Raw genomic sequence first — 21,993 nt, 5'->3', positions numbered from 1 at the left:
GGCGACGTTTTTTTCACATCGTCTCGGCTATGTTCTGCGCCGCGCGCAGGCGTAATAAGCAGCGTCTGCCGTTCCAAAACTTCTAGCGAGTACCCCAGCGATGCGCATCCTGGTCATCGAAGACAACCGTGACATTCTCGCCAACGTGCTGGATTACCTCGAGCTCAAGGGCTACGTGGTCGACTGCGCGCAGGACGGCCTCAGCGGCCTGCACCTGGCCGCCACGCAGGACTACGACCTGATCGTGCTGGACCTGATGCTGCCGGGCATCGACGGACTGCAGGTGTGCAAGCGCCTGCGTGACGATGCCGGGCGTGATACGCCGATCATCATGCTCACCGCCCGCGATGCCCTGCCTGACCGCATCAAGGGGCTGCAGGCCGGTGCCGACGACTATCTGATCAAGCCCTTCGCGCTGTCCGAGCTGGTTGCCCGTATCGAGGCGATCCTGCGTCGCTGCCAGGGATCGCGTCGCCGGCAGCTGCAGGTGGCCGATCTCTGCTACGACCTGGACACCCTGGAAGCCAGTCGTGGTGGCCAGCCGATTCGCCTCAACCCTATCGGCCACAAGCTGCTGGCGATCCTCATGCAGCGCAGCCCGGCGGTGGTGCGCCGCGAAGCGCTGGAAGATGCCGTCTGGGGTGATCACGTGCCGGACAGCGATGCGTTGCGCAGCCATATCCACCAGTTGCGCCAGGTGCTCGACAAGCCGTTCGCCAAGCCGTTGCTGCATACCGTGCACGGCCTTGGCTTCCGCCTGGCGGAGGACTGCGATGCTCGCTAAGCAGCCGCTGGCGCGGCGGATCGTCATCGCCTTCACGCTGATGACGCTGGTGGTGAGCGGTGCGTTCGCCCTCGGCATCGTCGGCGTCGTGCACTTCATCGAGGAGCAGCTGGTCACCGAGGAGCTGAGTCGCCACCTGGACATCGTGCTCAACGAGGACCTGCCAAAGGGACGGACACCGCAGCTGGACACCAGCACCCACTTCTTCGCCTCGCATCTGCCCGAGCACCCGATGCCAAAGGCGTTTGCCGGGCTCGGTGAGGGGTTCACCGAGCTGGTTCGCGGTGACGATGCCTACTACGTCTATGTGCGCAATGTCGGCGCTGACCGCTACGTGCTGGTGCAGGAGCAGCACGAGTTCGAGGCCCGTGAAGATGCGCTGTTCAACGTCGTGCTGGCCGGCTTTCTGCTCAGCGTGCTCGGCGCCTGGGCGCTGGGGCGGCTGATGGCCAACCGGGTGTTGGCGCCGGTCAGTCGCCTGGCCAACCAGGTGCGCCACCGCGACCAGCTGCATCCGCTGGCGCCGCCGCTGGCCCTGCAGTATCCCGATGACGAGGTCGGCCATCTGGCCGCGGCGTTCGACAGCACCCTCGGCCAGCTGCGCCAGACCCTGGAGCGCGAGCGGCTATTCACCGCCGATGTCAGCCATGAACTGCGCACCCCGTTGATGGTGGTGCTCGGCGCCTGCGAGCTCCTCGAGCAGCAGGCCGAGCTGTCGCCAGCTGCGCAGCGACCGCTGGCGCGCATCCAGCGCGCCGCGCGGGAAATGCACGAGCTGGTGGAAACCTTCCTGATGCTGGCGCGGGCGCGTCCGCAACAGACGTCCTTGGCCGGCGACGCCAGCTTGCGGAGCGTGGCGACCGAGCAGAGCGAGCGCTGGGCACCGTTGCTGGCGGAGAAGGGCCTGGCCTTCGAGCTGCTGGAGCAGGGCGAGGACCGCGGCGTCTACAACCACACCTTGCTCGGCACGGTGATGTCCAACCTGCTGCGCAACGCATTGCATTACACCGACTGCGGCACGGTGCGGCTGGTCCTCGACGAAGGTGGCTTTCGCGTCGAGGACAGCGGCGTGGGCATTCCCCTGGCGGAGCAGGAGCGCATGTTTCAGCCGTTCGTGCGGGGTGCCGAGGGGCGCGGCGAAGGGCTGGGGCTGGGGTTGTCGCTGGTCAAGCGGATCTGCGCGCACCAGGGCTGGCAGGTAGGTGTGGTGCCGCGGCAACCGCAGGGCAGCTGTTTTCAGGTGCGCTTTCATGACGGCGCGGTTTGACGTTTTTTTCACATCCCGTTGACGTGCCCTTGATGTCTGCCTGGTTAGTTTGGCGTTCCGTTTCCAACCGGAATGCCCGCCATGACCACATCGAGCCCTATCGAACTGGAGTTCTCGCGCAAGTACGACCGCCAGCACGCCTACGAATACCTGCACAAGCATCAGGATGGCCCGGCCCGGCGGCTGTCGCACTGGCGTGACGAGCAGATGGCGCGCCGCGCACTGAAGATCGCCGGCGATCCTGATCTGGTGCTGGACCTGCCGTGCGGCGCCGGGCGCTTCTGGCCGCTGCTGGCCGAGCACCCAAGCCGGATGATCTTTGCCGCCGACAACTCCGCCGACATGCTGGCGATCGCCGAATCGGCGCATTCGCTGGAAGTGCTCAAGCGGGTCGAGACCTTTCAGACCTCCGCCTTCGCCATCGACATGGGTGACAACGCGGTAGACAACATCTTCTGCATGCGCCTACTGCACCACATCGCCGACCCGGAGCACCGGCTGGCGATGCTGCGTGAGTTCCACCGCGTCACCCGTGACACGCTGATCGTCTCGCTGTGGGTCGATGGCAACTACAAGGCCTGGAAGCGCAAGCGCCTGGAGCGTCGCCGGCCGGCAAAGGACAACCAGAACCGCTTCGTCGTCGCGCGCTCGGTGATCGAGACGGAATTCGCCGAGGCCGGCTTCGACATCCTCGACCGCAATGACTTCCTCCCGGGCTACGCCATGTGGCGGGTCTACGTGCTGCGCAAGCGGGGTTGAACATGAGCCGACCACTCGTACTGCCGGCCCGCGAAGCGCGTACCAGCACCTTCCAGCGCTGGTGGAACACCCAGGGCGAATGGGTCGAGGAACCTAACCAGCGCCGCGCCGGCGAAAGCGGTGTGCAACGGATACGGCTGCGCGATCCGCAGCAGCCGCTGCTGTACTGCAAACGGCAGATTGGCCACCTGTATCGCTCGCTGCTGCATCCGTTCGGCCGGCCCACGGTGCTGCGCGAATTGCGGGCGCTGCAGGCCTTCGCCCGGCTCGGCGTGCGGGTGCCGGAACTGGTCTACTGCGGCACGCGGCAACAGGCCGGCCAGTGGCAGGCACTGCTGGTGACGGCGGAGCTGGAAGGCTTCGTCAGCCTGGAGGACTGGTACGCCGAGGGCATGGCCGAGTATTACGGTCACGCGGTGCAGAAGCGCATGCTCGACGCCGTCGGCATTACTCTCGGTCGCATCCACCAGGCGCGCTGGCAGCACGGCTGCTGCTATCCCAAGCACATCTTCCTCAAGGTTCACGGCGAAGGTGACGCGACCGGGGTCGAGGTCGCCCTGCTCGATCTGGAAAAGAGCCGCCGCCGGCTACGTCGTAGCGCCGCGGCACGGCATGACCTGCGCCAGCTCAAGCGTCATCGCCAGGCCATGCCGGAACAGGACTGGCAACGATTGCTGGCTGCCCACCGCACCTTTAGCGAGTTGCACTGCGATGTCATCTGAGCCGACTTGCGTGGTTGCCGAGGCCGTGACCCGTGTTGGCGTGCCGGCCGACGGTGCGGCGCTGAAGGGGCGCAGCGGGCTGGCGCGCATCTGGTACGCATCCGGCTATTCGGTTGCAGGCCTCAAGGCTGCCTATCGGGGCGAGGCAGCGTTTCGCCAGTTGGTGCTGCTGAACCTGCTGCTGATTCCGCTGGCCTTCCTGCTCGACGTCAGCCGCGTCGAACGCGCCGTGCTAATTGCCGTGGTGTTTCTCGGCCTGATCGTCGAACTGCTCAACTCGGCCATCGAAGCGACGGTCGACCGCATCTCTTTCGAACTGCATCCGCTCGCCAAACAGGCCAAGGACATGGGCAGCGCCGCGCAATTGCTGGCGCTGTGCCTGATCGGTCTGGTCTGGGCGGTGATTCTCATCCCCTGAAGGACGTACCATGCTTTCCTCTTTGCGACGCTCTGCTCGAGAGCGCCCGGCGTCCGGCTTCAATGGCCTGGCCGCCCACCTGCGCTTCACGTTCGCCTGTGCGCTGGCCCTGCTGGCGCTGTTCGCGCTGTTGCGGCTGGGCTTGCTGCTGTTCAACCGCGAGCTGATCGGCAGTACACCGCTGGCCAGCTTCGTCGAGGCGTTCGGCAACGGCCTGCGCTTCGACCTGCGGCTGACGGTGTACATCCTGCTGCCACTGCTGCTCGGGGTGCTGAGCATGCGAGTGATGGCCGCCCGGGGCCTGCTGCGGCTGTGGTTGAGTGTGTGTGCCAGCCTGACGATCCTGCTCGGGCTGATCGAGCTGAACTTCTATCGCGAGTTTCACCAGCGCCTCAATAGCCTGGTGTTCCAGTACCTGCAGGAAGACCCGGCCACCGTGCTGAGCATGCTCTGGCATGGCTTCCCGGTACTGCAACTGCTGGCGAGCTGGGGTGTGGCGAGCGCGGCGATGTACGCCCTGTTCGGCTGGCTGGAGCGGCTGACCCGTGGCGCGCCGGCTGTGCGCGAGACCGCCGCGCGCCGCCGCGGCTCGGCCTGGTATACCCGCGCGGCGGTATTCGGCGTGCTGATACTGGTCTGCGTGGTGGCTGCCCGAGGCACGCTGCGCCAGGGACCGCCGCTGCGTTGGGGCGATGCCTTTACCACCGAGTCGATGTTCGCCAATCACCTCGGCCTGAACGCGACACTGTCGCTGTATGACGCGGCGAAGAACCGCTTTTCCAGCCACCGCGACAACAGCTGGAAGGCGACGCTGCCGGCCGAGCAAGCGCAGGCGATCACCCGCGAGCTGCTACTGACCGGCAACGATCAACTGGTGGATGCCGAACTGGCGCCGGTACGCCGTGATTTCCGTCCGCCGGCGGACGGGCAGCTGCCGGTGCGCAACGTGGTGGTGATCCTGATGGAGAGCTTCGCCGGGCGTTTTGTCGGCGCGCTGGGCAGCGGGGAAGGCATCACGCCGAACTTCGATCGCCTCGCCGAAGAGGGCCTGCTGTTCAGCCGCTTCTTCGCCAATGGCACCCATACCCATCAGGGCATGTTTGCCAGCATGGCCTGCTTCCCCAACCTGCCGGGCTTCGAGTACCTGATGCAGACGCCGGAGGGTGGCAACCGCTTCTCCGGCCTGCCGCAACTGCTCAGCGCGCGGGCGTTCAACGACCTCTACGTCTACAACGGTGATTTCGCCTGGGACAACCAGTCCGGTTTCTTCAGCAATCAGGGCATGACGCGCTTCATCGGCCGCGGCGACTACGTCGACCCGGTGGTGGCCGATCCGACCTGGGGCGTTTCCGATCAGGACATGTTCACCCGCGCTGCCGAGGAGCTGGCGCAGCTGGACCGCAGCAAGCCGTTCTATGCGCTGTTGCAGACGCTGTCCAATCACACGCCCTATGCGCTGCCGGAGCAGTTGCCGGTCGCTCCGGTAAAGGGGCATGGCAATCTGGATCAGCACCTGACCGCGATGCGCTATTCAGACTGGGCGCTGGGGCAATTCTTCGACAGCGTGCGTGGCGAGCCCTGGTTCGAGCAGACGCTGTTCGTGGTGGTCGGCGATCACGGCTTCGGGGTGCCGGAGGAGGTCACCGAGATGGATCTGTTCCGCTTCAACGTGCCGCTGCTGTTAATTGCGCCGGGCATTACCGAGCGTTTCGGCAGCCGTCGCGATGTGGTGGGTACCCAGGTCGACGTAGTGCCGACCATCATGGGCCGGCTTGGCGGCGAGGTACGGCACCAGTGTTGGGGCCGCGACCTGCTCAGCCTGGCGGCGAACGACCCCGGTTTCGGCATCATCAAGCCGTCGGGCAGCGATCAGACGGTGGCGATGATTCGCGGTGACCGCGTCCTGGTGCAGCCCAAGGAGCAAACGGCGCGCCTGTATCGCTACCGCCTGGGTGCCAACCCGCAGGGCGAACGACTCGCGCCGGATGCCGAGGCGACGCAGTTGCAGCGCCAGCTGGAGGCCTACCTGCAAACCGCGACCGCCAGCTTGCTGGCCAACCGCAGCGGTGATCGCGAGCGTGAGGCTGCGCCGGGCGGCGTGCCGCTGGCCAGTGCGGTCATACCCGCAGAGCCGTCCAAGACGCCGAGCCAGGTGCGTAAGGCGAGCGAAGGCTGAGATTCAGCGCGTCGGTGGCGAACGTCGCGGCCGAGAGGTTCGCGGCGTTCGGCTGTATGACGGCTACTGATCGTGCAGCGAGGCCAATTCGGTCGACGCGTTCTGGCGGGCGAGGAAGCTCACCAGCTTCTGCCGCTGACGGGCGTCGAGCAGCTCGCGTTCGTTCAGCAGCTGCTCGATCTGCAGCTGTTGGCGAGCATCGCGCAGTTCACCGAGCTTTGCCTGCTCGCTGGCGATCTGCGCGGGGTCGACCCGCTCGCCGAGCAGCGCCTGTAGCAACTTGCTGCGCTGGGCATCGAGGTCACTGTCGAGGGCACGCAGCCGGGCCAGATAGGGCGCCTGGCCGTCATGCCAGCGCCCGAGCTGGTTGGCGCTCAGCTCCAGCTGGTGCGAAAGTTCGGTTGGTGCGCCGGACGGCATGGGCAGCCCGTCGGTTTGCAGTTTCTGCCAGGCGAGCGCGCCCAGCACGCCACAGTTGACCAGTAGCGACAGCGCCAGGGCTCCGCGCAGAGTGGAAGTCGTCATCATGGATTACCTCAGTGGGGAAACAGCCGCTTAGCGCGGAATCTTTACGCGGTCGTCATCGAAGTCACCGCGTTCGGCGTCGCGGTGGCAGGCCACGCAGTTGGCGCGACCGCCGACCGACTCGCGGGCAAACTTGGCTTCGCTGACCTCGTCATGCTTGCGCTCGAACCAGCGGGTCTGGCTGATGCGTGGCGGCTCGCCGGCGGTCGGCGACGGCTCGACCGGCAACCTGTTGCCCGCCGAGGCGCGCAGCAGGAATTCGAGGATCTCGCGCTCCTGTTCGGGGTCGAGCGTGGCATTGCTGCCGTAGTGCTCATCGAGGGTTTGCATCTGCCGGCGCCAGGCCTCGGCCGGCAGCAGGCCCGGTGCGTAGAGCATGTGACAGGCGGCGCATTCCTCCTTCCAAACCAGTGGTGCGTCGCTCGGAACCGACAGACGCTTGGGGCGCTTGTAGCGCTGGCGGTCGTGGTCGTCGTTGTCAGCGAAGCTGAGGCCGGCCAACGCCAGGGCAGAGGTCAGCCCGGCGACGGCAACGATGGAGGCGATCTTCATGGCGCACTCCTATTGGATGCTGTCGATCCAGCTGATGAAGTCGCCTTTTTCCTGCGCCGTGCATTCGCGGGCGAAGACGTCGTCGCAGTTGCGGCGGAACCACTTTTCGACCTTCTTAAGCTTGGTGAAACGCTCGGGATTGGTCGCTGGCGCCAGCGGCTCGACCTTGCGGTGAGCGGGCGTCTTGCCCGGCTGGCGTGGGTCGGCGGTGTGACAGGTGGTACAGCTCATGGTCTTGCCGTCGCGCTGCTCTTCGGCGAAGTACAGCGCCTTGCCGCGTTCGGCGGAAAAGCCGGCGAAGTTCGAATCCTGCTGACGGGCTTGCGCGGCGTAGCCGGCCAGCAGCGGATGTTCGGTTTCGGCCAGGACCGACAAACTCAGGCAGCAGGACAGGAGGATGATCCAGCGGGCTTTCATGGTGCGCTCTCCGGTTGGGAATGAGCGCAGCCTAGGCGCGCTGCCTTACGCCAAACTGAACATGGCCGCATGATGGCATTCAGCTTGGCTTCAGCTGCGGGGCATACAAGGGATGCATTCCCTATATCGAGGATTGCCACCGTGGCTGCCTTCAACCGCTTTCGCTTGTTCCACTGGCTACTGGCCGGTTTCTTCCTCGCGGTGTACCTGACTGGCGACGACGCCGAGTCGTTGCACCTCTGGCTGGGTTACGGCCTGGTGGTGCTGCTGGTGTGGCGTCTGCTGGTCGTGCCGCTGCGCCTGCGGGGCTTTCCAAAGTTGCTGCCGCCGAAGGGACAGCGGCGCAAGCCGGGCCTGTCGGCAATCGGCAAGTGGCTGACGGTAGGTGCGCTGGGCAGTTTCGCCATCGCCAGCCTGGTCGGCCTGGGCATGGCCGACAACGGCGACGTGCTGGCTGCGCTGCCCGGTGTGGGGCCAGAGGTGTTCGGTGCTGCCAGCGACATCGATTTCGTCGGCTGGATGGGGGATGCTGAAGAGGTGCACGAGTTTTTTGCCAACCTGGGGCTGGGGCTGATTGGCCTGCACGTCGGCTACGTGCTGCTGTTCCGTCGCAAGACGGTGTGGCCAATGCTGCGCGGCGTGTCCGCGTCGGGGCCGACTTCGACAGCGACACCGACTTCTGGCATGACCTCCCTGTCTGCGTCCCCGGCTCCGGCCACCGGCGAGTTCACTCGCCTGCAAATCGCCTCGCGTCAGGCCGAAACCGCCGATAGCTGCTCGTTCACCCTGCAGGTACCGGCCGCCCAGCGCGCACGCTTTGCCGCGCGGCCGGGGCAGTTCCTCACCTTGAAGGTGCGCTGTGGCGAAGAGCCGTTGCTGCGCTGCTACTCGCTGTCGCAACGGCCGGAGGGCAACGCTGCCCTACGCATCACCATCAAGCGGGTGCCCGGCGGCCGGGCGTCGAACTGGCTGCTGGACAACCTGCAGGTGGGCGACTGCATCGAGGCGCTGCCGCCGGCTGGCGTTTTCGTGCCGCGCAGTCTCGACTGCGACCTGCTGCTGCTCGGTGCCGGCAGCGGCATCACGCCGCTGATGGCGATTCTGCAGGCCGCGCTGGTCGAGGGTAATGGACGGGTGTGCCTGTTTTACGCCAGCCGCGACGCCGCGTCGCTGATCTTTGCCGAGGAGCTGACCGAGTTGTCCGCCCGCCATCCCGAACGCCTGCAGCTGCGCATTTGGCTCGATGCGGAACAGGGTGCGCCGAATGGCCCGGCCATCGCCGCGAAGATCGCAGGTTGGCCCGCCGCAGAGGCTTACATCTGCGGGCCGCAGCCGTTCATGGATGCTGCCAGTTCTGCGCTGAGCGAGCTGGGCGTAGAGGCTGCGCGCATCCATCTGGAGCGCTTCGGCGCGGCTGCGCCAGTGGCCACCTCGGGCGGCAAGCGCAGCCGCCTGCGGGTCGCTCTCGATGGCCGTCGCCACGAGCTGGATGTGCTGCGTGGCGAGGTACTGCTGGAGGCGATGGAGCAGGCTGGCCTGCAGCCACCGAGCGCCTGTCGCTCGGGTGTCTGCGCCGCGTGCAAGTGTCGCGTGGTCGAGGGCAGCGTAAGCATGCGCAGCAATCAGGTGCTGAGCGAAAGCGAGGTGCGTCAAGGCTGGGTCCTGGCTTGCCAGGCCGAACCGCGCAGCGCCGAACTGCAGGTGGAGTACTGAGGTGGAACAGGCCGTTGCTGTTTTCCCCTACGAATCGCCTAAAGTGGACGGGGCGTAGGGTGAATAACGGCGCAGCCTTAACCACCGACACGGTAGTGCCTTTGCACTTGGGTCGGGTGGAAAATCCGTTGGTTCTCAACCTTATGCAGATCGTGCCCAGCTGGCTCAGCGCTCCGCCACTGGCAGGTCGTCCTTGCGCCAAGCGATCCATGAACCCGGCACGTTGACTACCCGGCTGAACCCGTGGCGCTTGAGAATACTGGCGGCAATCGAGGCGCGATAACCGCTGCCGCAGTAGGTCGCCACGGTTCTGTCCTTATCCAGTTGATCCAGTCCTTCGGGCAGATGTGCGACGAAGGCATGCCTGGCGCCGGGCACGCGCCCTTGCCCGACCTCCTCGGGTGCACGCACGTCGAGTACCTGAACCTGCGGATCCTCGCGGCGACGGTTCAGCTCGTGCACCGTCCATTGGCCGACGCTGGCCAGGGGCAGGCCGGCGTTCTGCCAGTCGGTCATGCCGTTGCGCAGATAGCCTGCCACCCGATCGAGACCGATGCGGTACAGCTGCAGTGTCGCCTGGTGGACCTCGTGGCTGTCTTCGCCGATCAGGTAGATCGGCCGCTTGTCGTCGAGCATCCAGCCGGCCCAGCTGACGAACTCGTTGCGCAGCGCGATGTTCAACGCGCCCGGCACATGGCCACCGCCGAAGGCCAGGATCGAGCGCACATCTACCAGTTGCACGACACTGTGGTCGGCGGTGCGCTGGCGGAACTCCTCCGGTGCCAGCGGCGGCGGCAGCGCTGGTCCGCCGGTATTCATTGCTGGACGGGTGTTGAGCTTCTTCAGCCGCGCATAGTGGCGCGGCGGCTCGGGCATGCCGCTGAGCAGCCAGTCGATGAACTCGCCTTCGTTACGCCGCTGGTTGAGTGCCGGATTGAATAACAACTCGTTACCCAGGGTGGAGCGCCGGCGATCACCGATGGACTTGCCGCAGGCCGAGCCGGCGCCATGACACGGGTAGATCTCGATGCGTTCACCGAGGGGTAGGTAACGGGTGAACAGGGTGGCATAGAGCTGCGCGGCCAGTTGCCGGGTGCTGTCTTCGCCGAGCAGGTCGGGACGGCCGACGTCGAGGTTGAACAGGGTGTCGCCGGTAAACAGCGCGCACGGCTCATCGCCCTGCTGGCCGTCGCGCAGCAGCAGCGAGATGTGTTCTGGCGTGTGGCCTGGCGAGTAGATGATTTCCAGGCTGACCTGGCCGAGCTCCAGCACCTCGCCATCGGCAGCCTGGCGCAGCTCGAAACCGTAGTTCGGCGAGCAGCCACCGATGATCTCTGCGCCGCTGCGTTCGGCCAGCGCCTGGGCACCGGAGACGAAGTCAGCATGGATGTGGGTCTCGATGACGTAGCCGATGCGCAGGCCTTTTTCGCGGGCCAGGTCGAGGTAGATATCGATGTCGCGCCGCGGGTCGATCACCGCGGCGACCGCGGCCTTGCTGTCGCCCACCAGGTAGGAAATCTGCGCCAGGCCGTCGGTATAGATCGGCTCGAATATCAGCATGCTCGCTCCTCCGTAACGATTGATCGTCGCGGTTGGGACGCCGACAGCCGGTTCGGGTTCAGTACCCGCTCATTTGCGGACCAGCAGCACCCCGGATTCCATGTGATGGGTGTAGGGGAATTGGTCGAACAACGCGCAGCGCTCGATGCGGTGGGTGTCGTGCAGCTGGGCGATGTTCGCCGCGAGGGTTTCCGGGTTGCATGAAATGTAGAGGATGCGCTCGAAACGGCGGGTCAGCTCGCAGGTGTCCGGGTCCATGCCGGCGCGTGGCGGGTCGACGAAAACGCTGCCGAAGTTGTAGCTCTTCAGGTCGATGCCGGCTAGGCGGCGGAACGGGCGCACCTCGTTCAGCGCCTGGGTCAGCTCTTCAGCGGAGAGACGAACCAGGGTGACGTTGTCGATGCCGTTGTCGTCGAGGTTGGCCAGCGCCGCGTTCACCGAGGATTTACTGATCTCGGTGGCCAGCACTTTGGGTACGCGAGTCGCCAGCGGCAGAGTGAAGTTACCGTTACCGCAATAGAGTTCGAGTAGGTCGTCGTTTCGCTCGCCAAGGACGTCATGCGCCCAGTTCAGCATCTTCTGGCACACCTCGCCGTTGGGCTGGGTGAAAGCGCCTTCTGGCTGGCGATAGCTGAAGGTGCGGCCGGCAACGGTCAGTTGCTCAGTCACGTAGTCGCGACCAATGACGATGCGCTTGCCTTTGGAACGGCCGACGATGCTGGCGCCCAGCGCCTCGGCTAGCTTTTCTGCCTCCTGCTGCCAGGCATCGTCCAGCGGCCGGTGATAGGCGAGGGTGATCAGCGCATCGCCGGAGAGCGTGGTCAGGAACTCGACTTGGAATAGCTTGAAACTCAGGGTCTCGCTGGCTTGCCAGGCGGCCTTGAGCTGCGGCATCAGGTCGTTGATGCGACGGCTGGCGATGGGGAATTCGTCGATAAGAATGGGCGTGTGTTTGTCGCCCTGCTCGAACATCGCGTAGTGGCGTTGGCCGTCCTCGCGCCACAGGCGGAACTCGGTGCGAAGCCGGTAGTGTTCACGTGGCGAGTCAAAAACTTCCGGCGCGGGTGCGTCGAAGGGCGCCAGCAGTTCCACCAGCCGCGCGGCTTTCTCGGCGAGTTGGGCGTCGTAAGTGGCGGGGTCGAATTGCGGAGCGCTCATGAAGACTCTTGGAATGGTAGGTAAATCGTAGGGTGGATCGGGGCGCGCAGCTGACGCTTCATCCATCCACCGTAGCCGTATGAAGGGTGGATGAAAAAAGCGTCATCCACCCTACGGAACGTCAGCCGGCAAACCAGCCCAGCTTGACCACGAACAGGATCGAGAGGATCCACATCGCCGGGCTCAGCTCGCGCCAGCGGCCGGCGAGCAGCTTGATCGCGGTCCAGGCAATGAAGCCGAAGGCGATGCCGTTGGCGATGGAGAAGGTCAGCGGCATGGCCAGCGCGGCGATGGCCACCGGTGCGGCGACGGTGAGGTCTTCCCAGTCGATGTTGGCCAGGCTGCTCATCATCAGCACAGCGACGAACAGCAGTGCCGGTGCGGTCGCGTAGGCGGGCACGGCGCCGGCCAGCGGGGCGAAAAACAGGCTGAGCAGGAACAGCAGCGCGACGACGCATGCAGTCAGGCCGGTGCGCCCGCCAGCGCTGATGCCCGCAGCGGATTCGATGTAGCTGGTGGTGGTCGAGGTGCCGAGTGCGGCGCCAGCCATGGTCGCGGTGCTGTCAGCCAGCAGCGCGCGGCCCAGGCGCGGCATGCGACCGTCCTTGTCCAACAGGTTGGCTTTCTGGGCGACACCGATGAGGGTGCCGGAGGTGTCAAACAAGTCGACGAAGAGGAAGGCAAAAATCACGCTGAGCAGGCCGATATCCAGCGCGCCCATGATGTCGAGTTCCATGAACGTCGGCACCAGCGACGGCGGCATCGACACCACGCCGTTGAGCTCGGAAAGGCCCAGTAGGATCGACAACCCGGTCACCACCAGAATGCCGATCATCACGGCACCGGTGACCTTGCGATAGGCGAGCGCGGCGATCAGGAAGAAGCCGAGGCAGGCGAGCAGCGGGCCGCCGGCGGTGAGGTCACCCAGACCGACGAGCGTGGCCGGATTGTCTACGACGATACCGGCATTTTTCAGCGCGATGATCGCCAGGAACAGGCCGATACCCGCCGCGATGCCGGAACGCAATGCCAGCGGAATGCTGTGGATGATCCACTCGCGGATCTTGAAGATCGACAGCAGGAAGAAGATTGCGCCCGAGAGGAACACCGCACCCAGCGCCGTCTGCCAGGTGTAACCCATGGTCAGCACCACGGTGTAGGTGAAGAAGGCGTTCAGGCCCATGCCCGGTGCCAAGGCGATCGGGTAGTTGGCAACCAGGCCCATGATCGCCGAGCCGATGGCCGCGGCCAGGCACGTGGCGACGAAGACCGCGCCGTGATCCATGCCGGTTTCAGCAAGAATGCTTGGGTTGACGAAGAGGATGTAGGCCATCGTCAGGAAGGTGGTGAGACCGGCCAGGATCTCGGTGCGCAGCGTGGTGTTGTGCGCCTTGAGTTGGAACAGCTTCTCCAGCATGGTGATTCCTCTTCTTGCCGGTCTTTCGTGCGGTTGGGGTACAGCAAAGCTTATCCGGGCGAAGCCCGCAAAAAGCGGGGCATCTTACACCGTCGCTCGAGCGGGTTGAATTTCCATTCGGTGACTTGTGAGTTCTGCTTTTCACGGTGGGATCGCGCCGGCCTGTACCCAGCACCGGGCGAGATTGTGGAGCCGGCGCGCAACGGTTGTACTCGCGACGGGGTCAGTGTGACTGACGGCCCGATTGGCCCCGTTCTGCGAGGAGGGAACATGACCGAACACCACACCGGCCGACGGCTGGGTGGAAGCCACAGGCGCCTAGGCAAGCCCGGCTCGCGGCGCATGAGAGAACACCCGCATGGTTGAACCCGTACGCGGTGTATGCGCGCTGGTGCTGGCGGCTGGGCAGGGCAGCCGTTACCGCGAGCATGCCGATCAGGACAAATTGCTCGCCCCCTGCAATCGCACGCCTGATGCCCCGCCCGTGCTGGCGGCAACGCTTGGTGCGCTGTGTGGGGTCGCCGAGCGGCTGGTCGTCGTGACCCGTGACGACAACAGCGAGCTGCTTGCCTGGCTTGGGCAGCAGGCTGACTGGTACGGTGCCGAGGTGCTCGCCGTGCACACCCAGGGGTTGGGCCACAGCCTGGCGCAGGCGCTCAGGCAGTGCCCGAGCGACAAGGGCTGGCTGGTCGCGCTCGGCGACATGCCTTATGTGCGGCCCGCCACCTTCCGTCGCATCGCTGAGCAGATCGAGCCACCGCGCCTGGTGGTTGCAAGTCATCAGGGGCAGCGCGGCCATCCGCGGGGGATCGGTCGCGACCACGCGTTGCAGGTGATATCGCTGGACGGCGAACGCGGTGCTCAGGCGCTGTTTTCGAGTGGTGCTGCCTGGGAAGTCGAGGTCGATGACTCCGGCGTGTTGCAGGACATTGATCGCCCCGATGATCGACGCAACAGCTGACCGGCTGTAGCTGCCTGCCATTGTGGCGCCCTGGCAGCTCTAGCGCGCCTTGCATGGCTATGTATGCGCTCGGCTGAACGATTTTTCCGCGTGGGCAGTCGTACTTCCTAGGCGCACGGAAAGCGCATCGAATGCCTGAGGTCTTCGGCGATCCTGCATAGAACAGGCACCCGAAGCCCCCCAAACCGTGAGGCTGCCATGAGCGAAACGTCTTCCGTCCCAGGTGGGATTACCGCCTGTTCCATTTCCCTCCAACTGAACGGCCAGCGCCGTGAAATCGAGGTCTATCCCTGGACCACCTTGCTCGATCTGCTACGTGAGCAACTGCACCTGACCGGCACCAAGAAAGGCTGTGACCACGGCCAGTGTGGCGCCTGTACCGTGTTGCTCAACGGCAAGCGGATCAATAGCTGCCTGACCCTCGCCGTGATGCACGACGGCGCCGAGCTGACCACCATCGAAGGGCTGGCGCAGGGCGAGGAACTGCACCCGATGCAGGCCGCCTTCGTCAAACACGACGCCTTCCAGTGCGGCTATTGCACGCCCGGGCAGATCTGCTCCGCTGTGGGCATGATCGCCGAGGGTCGGGCGGAAACCCGTGATGATCTGCGCGAACAGATGAGTGGCAATGTCTGCCGTTGCGGCGCCTACCCGAACATTGTCGCCGCTATCGAGGACGCTACGGCGGACACTCGCGAACGCCTGGCCGGTGCGAAGGAGGTGACGCCATGAATCCCTTCAGCTATGCACGCCCAAGCAGCGTTGAGGAAGCCATCGGTCAATTCCGCCCGAACAGCCGCTACATTGCCGGTGGCACCAATCTGCTGGACCTGATGAAGGAAAACGTTACGCGTCCTTCCCAGCTGATCGACATTACCCAACTACCACTGGCCGACATCGAAGAGACGGCTGACGGTGGCCTGCGCATTGGTGCGCTGGTGAGCAACGCGGATCTAGCCTGGCATCCGCTGGTGGAAGCACGCTATCCGCTGCTGTCACAAGCGATCCTGGCCGGCGCCTCGCCGCAGCTGCGCAACATGGCCACCACCGGCGGCAATCTGCTGCAGCGCACCCGCTGCTACTACTTCTATGACAGCACCACGCCGTGCAACAAGCGTGAACCGGGCACTGGTTGCTCGGCGCGTGATGGGCTCAATCGCATCCACGCGATTCTCGGCCACAGCGACGCCTGCATCGCGGTCCATCCCTCCGACATGTGCGTGGCGATGGCGGCACTGGAGGCAGTGGTGCATGTGCAAGGGCAACGGGGCGAGCGGCGCATTCCCATGGCCGACTTTCACCGCTTGCCGGGCCATACACCCGAGCAGGACAACACCCTGGTCGATGGCGAGCTGATCACCGCGGTCGAGTTGCCGCCCCAAGACTTCTCCGCCCACAGCAGCTACCTCAAGCTGCGAGATCGTGCCTCCTATGCGTTCGCCCTGGTTTCGGTCGCCGCTGCGCTGGAGATGGACGGCGACAGCATTCGCAGTGCCCGTATCGCCATGGGCGGGGTGGCACACAAGCCCTGGCGCAAAGCCGAAGCCGAGGCGGCGCTGGTCGGCAAAACGGCTGACGAGGCCGCGTTCACGACCGCTGCGAACATCCTGCTCGAGGGAGCCAGTGGCTTCGAACACAACGCCTTCAAGATCGAACTCGGCCGTCGCGCCATCGTTCGCGCCCTGACCGACGCCGCCAGAGGAGCCGCTCAATGAAACCCGCCACTTCCCCTTTTGGCCAGCCCCTGAATCGCGTCGACGGTCCCAAGAAGGTTACCGGCCAGGCCCAATACGCCGGTGAGTTCGATGTGCCCGGCCTGCTCTACGGCAGCGTGGTCAACAGCAGCATCGCGCGTGGTCGAATCATCAGCATCGATGCCAGTGCGGCCGAAGCAGTGCCTGGCGTGGCGCTGGTGCTGACCCACCAGAACCGTCCGCCCATTGCCAGCTATGACGAGCCCTACGAGGACGACGATGCCGCCGATGGCTCGCCGTTCCGGCCGCTGTTCAACGACCGTATTCTCTACAGCGGCCAGCCGATCGCGCTGGTGGTGGCGGAAAACCTCGAGTTGGCCCGCTACGCCGGCAGCCTGGTGCGCGTCGAATACGAGCGCGAGCCCCATCACACCGACCTGCTCAGCGAGTTGGAAACCATGCACAAGGCACCGGCCGACCTGCCGGAGCCGCGCGGTGATGTGGACAGCGCCCTGGCCAGCGCGCAATTCAAAGTGGATGTGCAGTACACCACGCCGGTCGAGCACCACAATCCGATGGAGCCGCATGCCTCGACTGTTCACTACTTTCCCGAAGGCAACCTGGAGATCTACGACAAGACCCAGGGTGTGCAGAACTGCATGCGCTATCTGGAAGGCGTGTTCGACATGGAGGGCAAGATCCGCATCCTCTCGCCGTTTGTCGGCGGTGCCTTCGGTTCCGGCTTGCGTCCTCAGTATCAGCTGACGTTGGCGGTGATGGCGGCGCTCAAGCTCAAGCGCTCGGTGCGTGTCACCCTCAAGCGCCAGCAGATGTTCACCTTTGGCTATCGTCCGCGCACCGTGCAGCGGCTGTCGATCGGCGCAAACGCCAGCGGAGAACTGCAGGCCATCACCCACCAGGCGATCGGTCAGACCTCCAGCTTCGAGGATTTCACCGAGCATGAGGTCGAGTGGTCCGGGATGCTTTACAAGTGCCCGAACGCAAGGCTCGACTACCAACTGGTGCCGCTGGACGTCTACACGCCGCTGGATATGCGCGCACCGGGCGCGACCATTGGTGTCTACGCCCTGGAAAGCGCGATGGACGAACTGGCCTACGCAGCGAATGTCGATCCGCTGCAGTTGCGCCTGACCAACTACTCCGAGCGCAACGCCAACGAGGACAAGCCTTATTCGAGCAAGGAGCTGCGCCAATGCTACGAGCAGGGTGCTGAGCGCTTTGGCTGGTCGCGCCGCTCGATGGCGCCACGCTCCATGCGCGACGGCAACCAGCTGATCGGCTGGGGCATGGCCACCGGAGTGTGGGAGGCGATGCAGATGCCGGCCGCCGCCAAGGCGTGCCTGGAGCCCGACGGACGCCTGGTGGTCAGCAGCGCCACCTCCGACATCGGCACTGGCACCTACACGGTGATGACCCAGATTGCGGCGGCGGCCATGGGCCTGCCGATGGAGCAGGTCGAGTTTCGCCTGGGTGATTCGAACCTGTCGCAGGCGCCGCTGGAAGGCGGCTCCTTCACGGTGTCGTCCGTCGGGACAGCCGTGCAGCAGGCGTGTGAGGGGCTGCAGGCCAAATTACTCGACGCGGCTCAGCAATCGCCGGTGTCGCCGTTCACCGGGGCCAAGCTCGAGGATGTGGAGTTCGTCGACGGCCAGATGCGCTTGAAGGCATCGCCCGAGCAGCGGGTCGAGCTGGCGAAGATCGTCTCCGCCAGCGGCGTGCTCGAAGCGGAAGTCAGCGCCAAGCCGGGCGAGAAACGCAACGAGTATTCAATCTCTACGCACTCGGCGATATTCGTCGAGGTACGGGTGGACGAATCGCTGGGCACGGTAAAGGTGAGTCGCGTGGTCAGTGCTGTGGCCGCCGGGCGCGTGGTCAATCCGAAGACCGCGGGTAACCAGATCGCGGGTGGTGTGGTCTGGGGCATCGGGCAGGCGCTGCATGAGGAAACGATGATCGACCACAACCTCGGTCGTTACATGAACCACAACCTGTCCGAGTACCACGTCCCGATCAATGCCGATATCAACGACATCGACGTATTCTTCGTCGAGGAGAAGGACGAAATCGTCAACGCGCTGGGCTCCAAGGGCGTGGGTGAGATCGGCATCGTGGGGGTGGCGGCGGCGGTGGGTAACGCCATCTACCACGCCACCGGCAAGCGGGTGCGTGATTTGCCGATTACCTTGGACAAGGTCTTGTAACCGGCCGGATGCGTGGAAAAGGCGTTGCCGTTTTCCACCCTACGGATGCGCGACTGTCGAGTGTGCAGGAGTAGGGTGGAAGACGCGCGACGCGTCTTCCACCGAGCCCGCTAATCCAGATCCCGATGCAACTGGTCGCGATTGGCCAGCGTCGGGAACAGCTTCATCCAGGTACCGGTGATGATCAGCGTTCCGACGCCACCGATCACCACAGCCGGCACGGTGCCGAACCAGTGAGCCGTCAGGCCGGACTCGAACTCGCCGAGCTGGTTGGACGCGCCGATAAACAGACCATTGACCGCACTCACCCGGCCGCGCATGGCGTCCGGCGTTTCCAGCTGCACGAACGCGCCGCGGATCACCATGCTGATCATATCCGCCGCGCCCAGCACCACCAGCACACCCATCGAAAGCCAGAATGAAGTCGACAGGCCGAAGGCGATGGTTGCCAGGCCGAACACCCCGACGGCGGCGAACATGACCCGGCCGACCCTTTTGTTGATGGGATAGCGCGCCAGCCACAGCGACATCAGCAGCGCACCCACCGCCGGTGCTGAGCGCAACAGCCCTAGGCCCCAGGGGCCGGTGAGCAGGATGTCCTTGGCGAACACCGGCAACAGTGCCGTGGCGCCACCGAGCAGCACGGCAAACATATCCAGGGAAATGGCGCCGAGAATGTCCGGCCGGCTGCGGATGAAGCGCATACCCGCGAGCAGGTTGTCCATCGCCGGGCCGGTTTGCTTGGGCGGCGCCGGGCGTTTCGGCAGGCTCAGCATCAGGCTACAGGCCAGGGCGAACAGCAGCGCCACCGGGCCATAGACCCACAGCGGGCCGATGGCGAACAGCAGCCCGCCGAGTGCGGGCGCGACGATGGTGGCTGTCTGCATGGCGGACGATGAAGCCGCGACCGCAGCGGGAAACAACTGGGTCGGCACAAGGCTGGGCAATAACGCCTGGGTCGCCGGCCCCTCGAACGCCCGCGCCGTGCCCAGCAGGAACGCAAGGACAAAGATCATTTCGCGCGTCACCCCCAGCCCACCGGCGCCAAGCACCAGCGACAGGGCGATCAGCCCTTGCAAGCCCTGACACAGCGCCGCCACTCTTCGACGGTCGAAGCGGTCAGCGACATGGCCGGTCCAGAGAATGAACAGCAGGCGAGGGAAGAATTCGGCCAGGCCCACGAGACCGAGGTCGAGCACGCTGCCGGTCAGCTCGTACATGTGCCAGCCGATGGCGACCGCCAGCATCTGGAAGCCGCTGGCGGTGAACACGCGGGCGAACCAGAACTTGATGAAGGGGCGTTGGTGACGCAGCAGGAGTTTGGTGTGTGTGGACATCAGGTCGAGGTGCAGGGTGGGCAGTGAGCCAGATTAGCATTCAGTCGCGGTGGCGCTTTGAGGGAATCTGCCTGTTGAAAACCGCGCAAGGAGGACGAGCGGGGTTTTGCTTTGGCCCGCCAGCAGTCGAAACAGGTTGCTCTGGTGGGCTGAAGCGCACCCTACGTAGAACATCATGCGTTGGCTTTCCCCCGTAGGGTGGGCTTTAGCCCACGGTGGACGCGTGTTGGTATCTGTGGCGGGCCGGGTTCACCGTGCGTACGCGATCAGGCGTCGGGCTTCATTCGGGCAACAACCCGCGCTCTGCAAACACCACCTTGGCGGTCGCCATGCCGTTCAATGCTGCAGGAAAGCCGGCATAAACGGCCATTTGGATGATTACCTCGACGATCTGCTCCGGCGTGCAGCCGACGTTCAATGCGCCATGGATATGCACCGCTAATTGCGGCTGGCAATGTCCCAGTGCCGTTAGCGCCGCGACGGTCGCAAGCTCACGCTGTGGCAGGTCGAGGCCAGGGCGCTGGTAGATATCGCCGAAGGGAAACTCGATGACGTAGCGGGCCAGGTCCGGTGCGATGGCTTGCAGGCTGTCGATGACCTTTCGGCCGGCCTCACCGTCGATCTCTTCGAGTTTGGCCAGGCCTTCGGTGTAGCGGGTGGATGCGGACATGGAGCGTTCCTCTTGATTGGGAAGAGGAAAGCCTGAGGGTTGGAGTGGACTCCAGGTCAAGGGGTTGTTTGTTGGCGGTACAGCTCGATCTTTGCCTGCAGCGCGGTCAGATGCTCGCGGTCGCGCTCCAGGCGGTCCTGCAGTTTGGCTGCATGGACTTCGAGCAGCGCCTGCCTCGCCGCCAGAGTCGATTCGCCGCGTTCACGCAGATCGGCGTAGCGAATGATGTCGTCCAGCGCCATGCCGGTGTCTTTGAGACGCAGGATGAAGCCGACCCATTCCAGATCGCGCGGGCCGTAGACACGAAAGCCGCTGGCGTCCCGCGCGACATGGCGCAGCAGGCCGATCTTTTCGTAATAGCGCAGGGTGTCGGCGGAAAGGCCGGTTCGCAGTGCGAACTGCTGGATGCTCAGCCGAACCGGCGCTTCGCTCACGGCTTGATGGCTCGAAGGATGACGAACTTGGGCGTCGCCGCGACCTGCTCCACCTTGCCGAACAGGCGCTTGAGCTTGAGGTGATAGCCGAGGTGGCGGTTGCCGACGATCCACAGCTCGCCGCCCTTGGCCAGTGCCGTCTTGGCCTGGGTGAACATCCGCCAGGCGAGGAAGTCACCGACCACCTGCTGCTGATGGAAGGGCGGATTGCACAGCACCAGATCCAGCGAATCCATGGGCTGTTCGGCCAGCCCGTCACCGGCCCGTATATCCGCAGTGCGATCGCCGAGGATCGCCTGCCAGTTCTCCAGCGCCGACTGCACTGCCATGTAGCTCTCGTCCACCAGCGTCATCTGCGCTTGCGGGTTGCTCAGGGCGTAAACGATACCGAGCACACCGTTGCCGCAACCCAGGTCCGCGACGCGCAGGTTGCCGAGCGCCTTCGGCAGGTGCGGCAGGAAGGCTCGGGTGCCGATGTCGAGGTCTTCTCGGCAGAACAGGTTGGCATGGTTAATCAGTTCGACGGCTGGCTTATCGAGGTGATAGCGGGTCGGGTAGGGCGAGCGCGGTGCCGGCTTGTCGCTCGGAGTCGCGGTCAGCAGACGCGCTTTCTTCACCGCCAGCGAGGCTTGCATTGGGCCGATGTACTTCTCCAGCAGATCGCCCGCTGCACGCGGCAGGTGCTTGATCATCGAGCCGGCGATCACTTGGGCACCTGGCGCGAGTTGGCCATGCAGGCGGATCAGCTGTTCCTCCAGCAAGGCAAGCGTCTTGGGGACGCGAATCAGCACCCGGTCGAACGGCCCTTGAGGCACCTCACTGGCGGGCACGAAGCTCACCGCGTCAGCCGGCAGCGCGTTGCGTTGCAGATTTTTTTCCAGCGCCAGGTGCGCCAGGTGAGAGTCGCCACTGCTGGTGACCTGCGCCTGCTTCGCCAATGAACAGGCCAAGGCGCCAAAACTGTCGTTGAGGATCAGCACCCGCGTTGTCGCAGCCAAGCCTTGCTCGTGCAGCTGCGCCAATAGGTATTCGTCAGCCGCATCGAACGCCTGCAAGGGTTCGTTGGGCTGTTCCGGCTGGCGGATCAGATCGAGGCGTGCGTAGGCGGATTCGAGAATAGGCATAAGAACTGGCGGTGTTTACATGCGTCAGAAAGGAGTATCAAGGGTCCAGGCCGCGGAAAACTACCTGCGTTGGCAATACTGCG

At 64.8% G+C, this 21,993-nt stretch carries 21 protein-coding genes; 11 read left to right on the top strand and 10 right to left on the bottom strand.

Annotated features, from left to right (window positions below):
- Positions 1–100 precede the first annotated feature (100 nt).
- The 6 genes from ACIGHL_RS16320 to ACIGHL_RS16295 all read left to right on the top strand — a co-directional run bounded on the left by ACIGHL_RS16320 (position 101) and on the right by ACIGHL_RS16295 (position 6,126).
- Positions 101–784, top strand: coding sequence for a response regulator transcription factor (locus ACIGHL_RS16320; protein WP_003302056.1), 684 nt, complete (start codon positions 101–103; stop codon positions 782–784).
- Positions 774–2,051: a sensor histidine kinase gene (locus ACIGHL_RS16315; protein ID WP_046163922.1), complete on the top strand. Its 1,278-nt coding sequence runs from the start codon at positions 774–776 to the stop codon at positions 2,049–2,051. The genes ACIGHL_RS16320 and ACIGHL_RS16315 overlap by 11 nt, the downstream gene beginning before the upstream one ends.
- A gap of 81 nt (positions 2,052–2,132) precedes the next feature.
- A complete protein-coding gene (locus ACIGHL_RS16310) occupies positions 2,133–2,810 on the top strand; it encodes a class I SAM-dependent methyltransferase (RefSeq protein WP_041014918.1) in 678 nt (225 codons plus the stop codon).
- A 2-nt stretch (positions 2,811–2,812) separates the two neighbouring features.
- Complete coding sequence (locus ACIGHL_RS16305) at positions 2,813–3,532, top strand: lipopolysaccharide kinase InaA family protein (RefSeq protein WP_046163921.1); 720 nt, start codon at positions 2,813–2,815, stop codon at positions 3,530–3,532.
- Entirely contained in the window at positions 3,522–3,950 is a 429-nt protein-coding gene (locus ACIGHL_RS16300) for a diacylglycerol kinase (RefSeq protein WP_082082186.1), read from the top strand. The genes ACIGHL_RS16305 and ACIGHL_RS16300 overlap by 11 nt, the downstream gene beginning before the upstream one ends.
- Before the next feature lie 10 nt (positions 3,951–3,960).
- On the top strand, positions 3,961–6,126 hold the full coding sequence (locus ACIGHL_RS16295; RefSeq protein ID WP_046163920.1) for an LTA synthase family protein: 2,166 nt from the start codon (positions 3,961–3,963) through the stop codon (positions 6,124–6,126).
- 63 nt (positions 6,127–6,189) lie between these two features.
- On the opposite strand, the gene ACIGHL_RS16290 is transcribed toward ACIGHL_RS16295, so the two are convergent.
- From ACIGHL_RS16290 to ACIGHL_RS16280, 3 genes are read right to left on the bottom strand one after another with little or no spacing between them, the layout of a single operon-like run.
- Positions 6,190–6,654 (bottom strand): periplasmic heavy metal sensor, encoded by a 465-nt coding sequence (locus tag ACIGHL_RS16290; protein WP_023446843.1) that lies wholly within the window; start codon positions 6,652–6,654, stop codon positions 6,190–6,192.
- A 27-nt stretch (positions 6,655–6,681) separates the two neighbouring features.
- On the bottom strand, positions 6,682–7,203 hold the full coding sequence (locus ACIGHL_RS16285) for a diheme cytochrome c (protein WP_046163919.1): 522 nt from the start codon (positions 7,201–7,203) through the stop codon (positions 6,682–6,684).
- A 9-nt stretch (positions 7,204–7,212) separates the two neighbouring features.
- Entirely contained in the window at positions 7,213–7,620 is a 408-nt protein-coding gene (locus ACIGHL_RS16280; protein WP_046163918.1) for a DUF1924 domain-containing protein, read from the bottom strand.
- A gap of 141 nt (positions 7,621–7,761) precedes the next feature.
- On the opposite strand from ACIGHL_RS16280, the gene ACIGHL_RS16275 reads away from it, so the two are divergent.
- The gene (locus ACIGHL_RS16275; protein ID WP_046163917.1) at positions 7,762–9,333 is read left to right on the top strand and encodes a 2Fe-2S iron-sulfur cluster-binding protein; all 1,572 of its coding nucleotides are present in this window, start codon (positions 7,762–7,764) and stop codon (positions 9,331–9,333) included.
- A gap of 165 nt (positions 9,334–9,498) precedes the next feature.
- Here ACIGHL_RS16275 and ACIGHL_RS16270 read toward each other — a convergent pair whose 3' ends face one another.
- The 3 genes from ACIGHL_RS16270 to ACIGHL_RS16260 form a co-directional block, all read right to left on the bottom strand.
- Entirely contained in the window at positions 9,499–10,893 is a 1,395-nt protein-coding gene (locus ACIGHL_RS16270; RefSeq protein WP_046163916.1) for an MBL fold metallo-hydrolase, read from the bottom strand.
- A gap of 69 nt (positions 10,894–10,962) precedes the next feature.
- Positions 10,963–12,051, bottom strand: coding sequence for a tRNA (uridine(54)-C5)-methyltransferase TrmA (gene trmA, locus ACIGHL_RS16265; protein ID WP_046163915.1), 1,089 nt, complete (start codon positions 12,049–12,051; stop codon positions 10,963–10,965).
- 121 nt (positions 12,052–12,172) lie between these two features.
- On the bottom strand, positions 12,173–13,468 hold the full coding sequence (locus ACIGHL_RS16260; RefSeq protein ID WP_064481430.1) for an NCS2 family permease: 1,296 nt from the start codon (positions 13,466–13,468) through the stop codon (positions 12,173–12,175).
- A 358-nt stretch (positions 13,469–13,826) separates the two neighbouring features.
- Between ACIGHL_RS16260 and ACIGHL_RS16255 the strand changes: the two genes are divergently transcribed.
- From ACIGHL_RS16255 to ACIGHL_RS16240, 4 genes are all read left to right on the top strand, one after another.
- Positions 13,827–14,429, top strand: coding sequence for a nucleotidyltransferase family protein (locus tag ACIGHL_RS16255; RefSeq protein ID WP_128120938.1), 603 nt, complete (start codon positions 13,827–13,829; stop codon positions 14,427–14,429).
- 198 nt (positions 14,430–14,627) lie between these two features.
- Complete coding sequence (locus ACIGHL_RS16250; protein WP_128120937.1) at positions 14,628–15,161, top strand: (2Fe-2S)-binding protein; 534 nt, start codon at positions 14,628–14,630, stop codon at positions 15,159–15,161.
- Positions 15,158–16,144 (top strand): FAD binding domain-containing protein, encoded by a 987-nt coding sequence (locus ACIGHL_RS16245; RefSeq protein ID WP_128120936.1) that lies wholly within the window; start codon positions 15,158–15,160, stop codon positions 16,142–16,144. Before ACIGHL_RS16250 ends, ACIGHL_RS16245 begins: the two co-directional genes overlap by 4 nt.
- Positions 16,141–18,345 (top strand): xanthine dehydrogenase family protein molybdopterin-binding subunit, encoded by a 2,205-nt coding sequence (locus ACIGHL_RS16240; protein WP_128120935.1) that lies wholly within the window; start codon positions 16,141–16,143, stop codon positions 18,343–18,345. The genes ACIGHL_RS16245 and ACIGHL_RS16240 overlap by 4 nt, the downstream gene beginning before the upstream one ends.
- Positions 18,346–18,455: 110 nt before the next feature.
- Here ACIGHL_RS16240 and ACIGHL_RS16235 read toward each other — a convergent pair whose 3' ends face one another.
- From ACIGHL_RS16235 to ACIGHL_RS16220, 4 genes are all read right to left on the bottom strand, one after another.
- Positions 18,456–19,682: an MFS transporter gene (locus ACIGHL_RS16235; RefSeq protein ID WP_046163909.1), complete on the bottom strand. Its 1,227-nt coding sequence runs from the start codon at positions 19,680–19,682 to the stop codon at positions 18,456–18,458.
- A gap of 280 nt (positions 19,683–19,962) precedes the next feature.
- A complete protein-coding gene (locus tag ACIGHL_RS16230; RefSeq protein ID WP_046163908.1) occupies positions 19,963–20,352 on the bottom strand; it encodes a carboxymuconolactone decarboxylase family protein in 390 nt (129 codons plus the stop codon).
- 56 nt (positions 20,353–20,408) lie between these two features.
- A complete protein-coding gene (locus ACIGHL_RS16225) occupies positions 20,409–20,786 on the bottom strand; it encodes a MerR family transcriptional regulator (protein ID WP_082082185.1) in 378 nt (125 codons plus the stop codon).
- Positions 20,783–21,910 carry a methyltransferase gene (locus tag ACIGHL_RS16220; protein ID WP_046163907.1) on the bottom strand — a complete coding sequence of 376 codons (1,128 nt, stop codon included), beginning with the start codon at positions 21,908–21,910 and terminating at the stop codon, positions 20,783–20,785. Before ACIGHL_RS16220 ends, ACIGHL_RS16225 begins: the two co-directional genes overlap by 4 nt.
- Positions 21,911–21,993: the final 83 nt, after the last annotated feature.

This window comes from Pseudomonas sp. NPDC077451, assembly GCF_044543345.1.
Lineage (GTDB): Bacteria > Pseudomonadota > Gammaproteobacteria > Pseudomonadales > Pseudomonadaceae > Stutzerimonas.
This window is presented reverse-complemented; position numbering and strand designations above follow the sequence as displayed.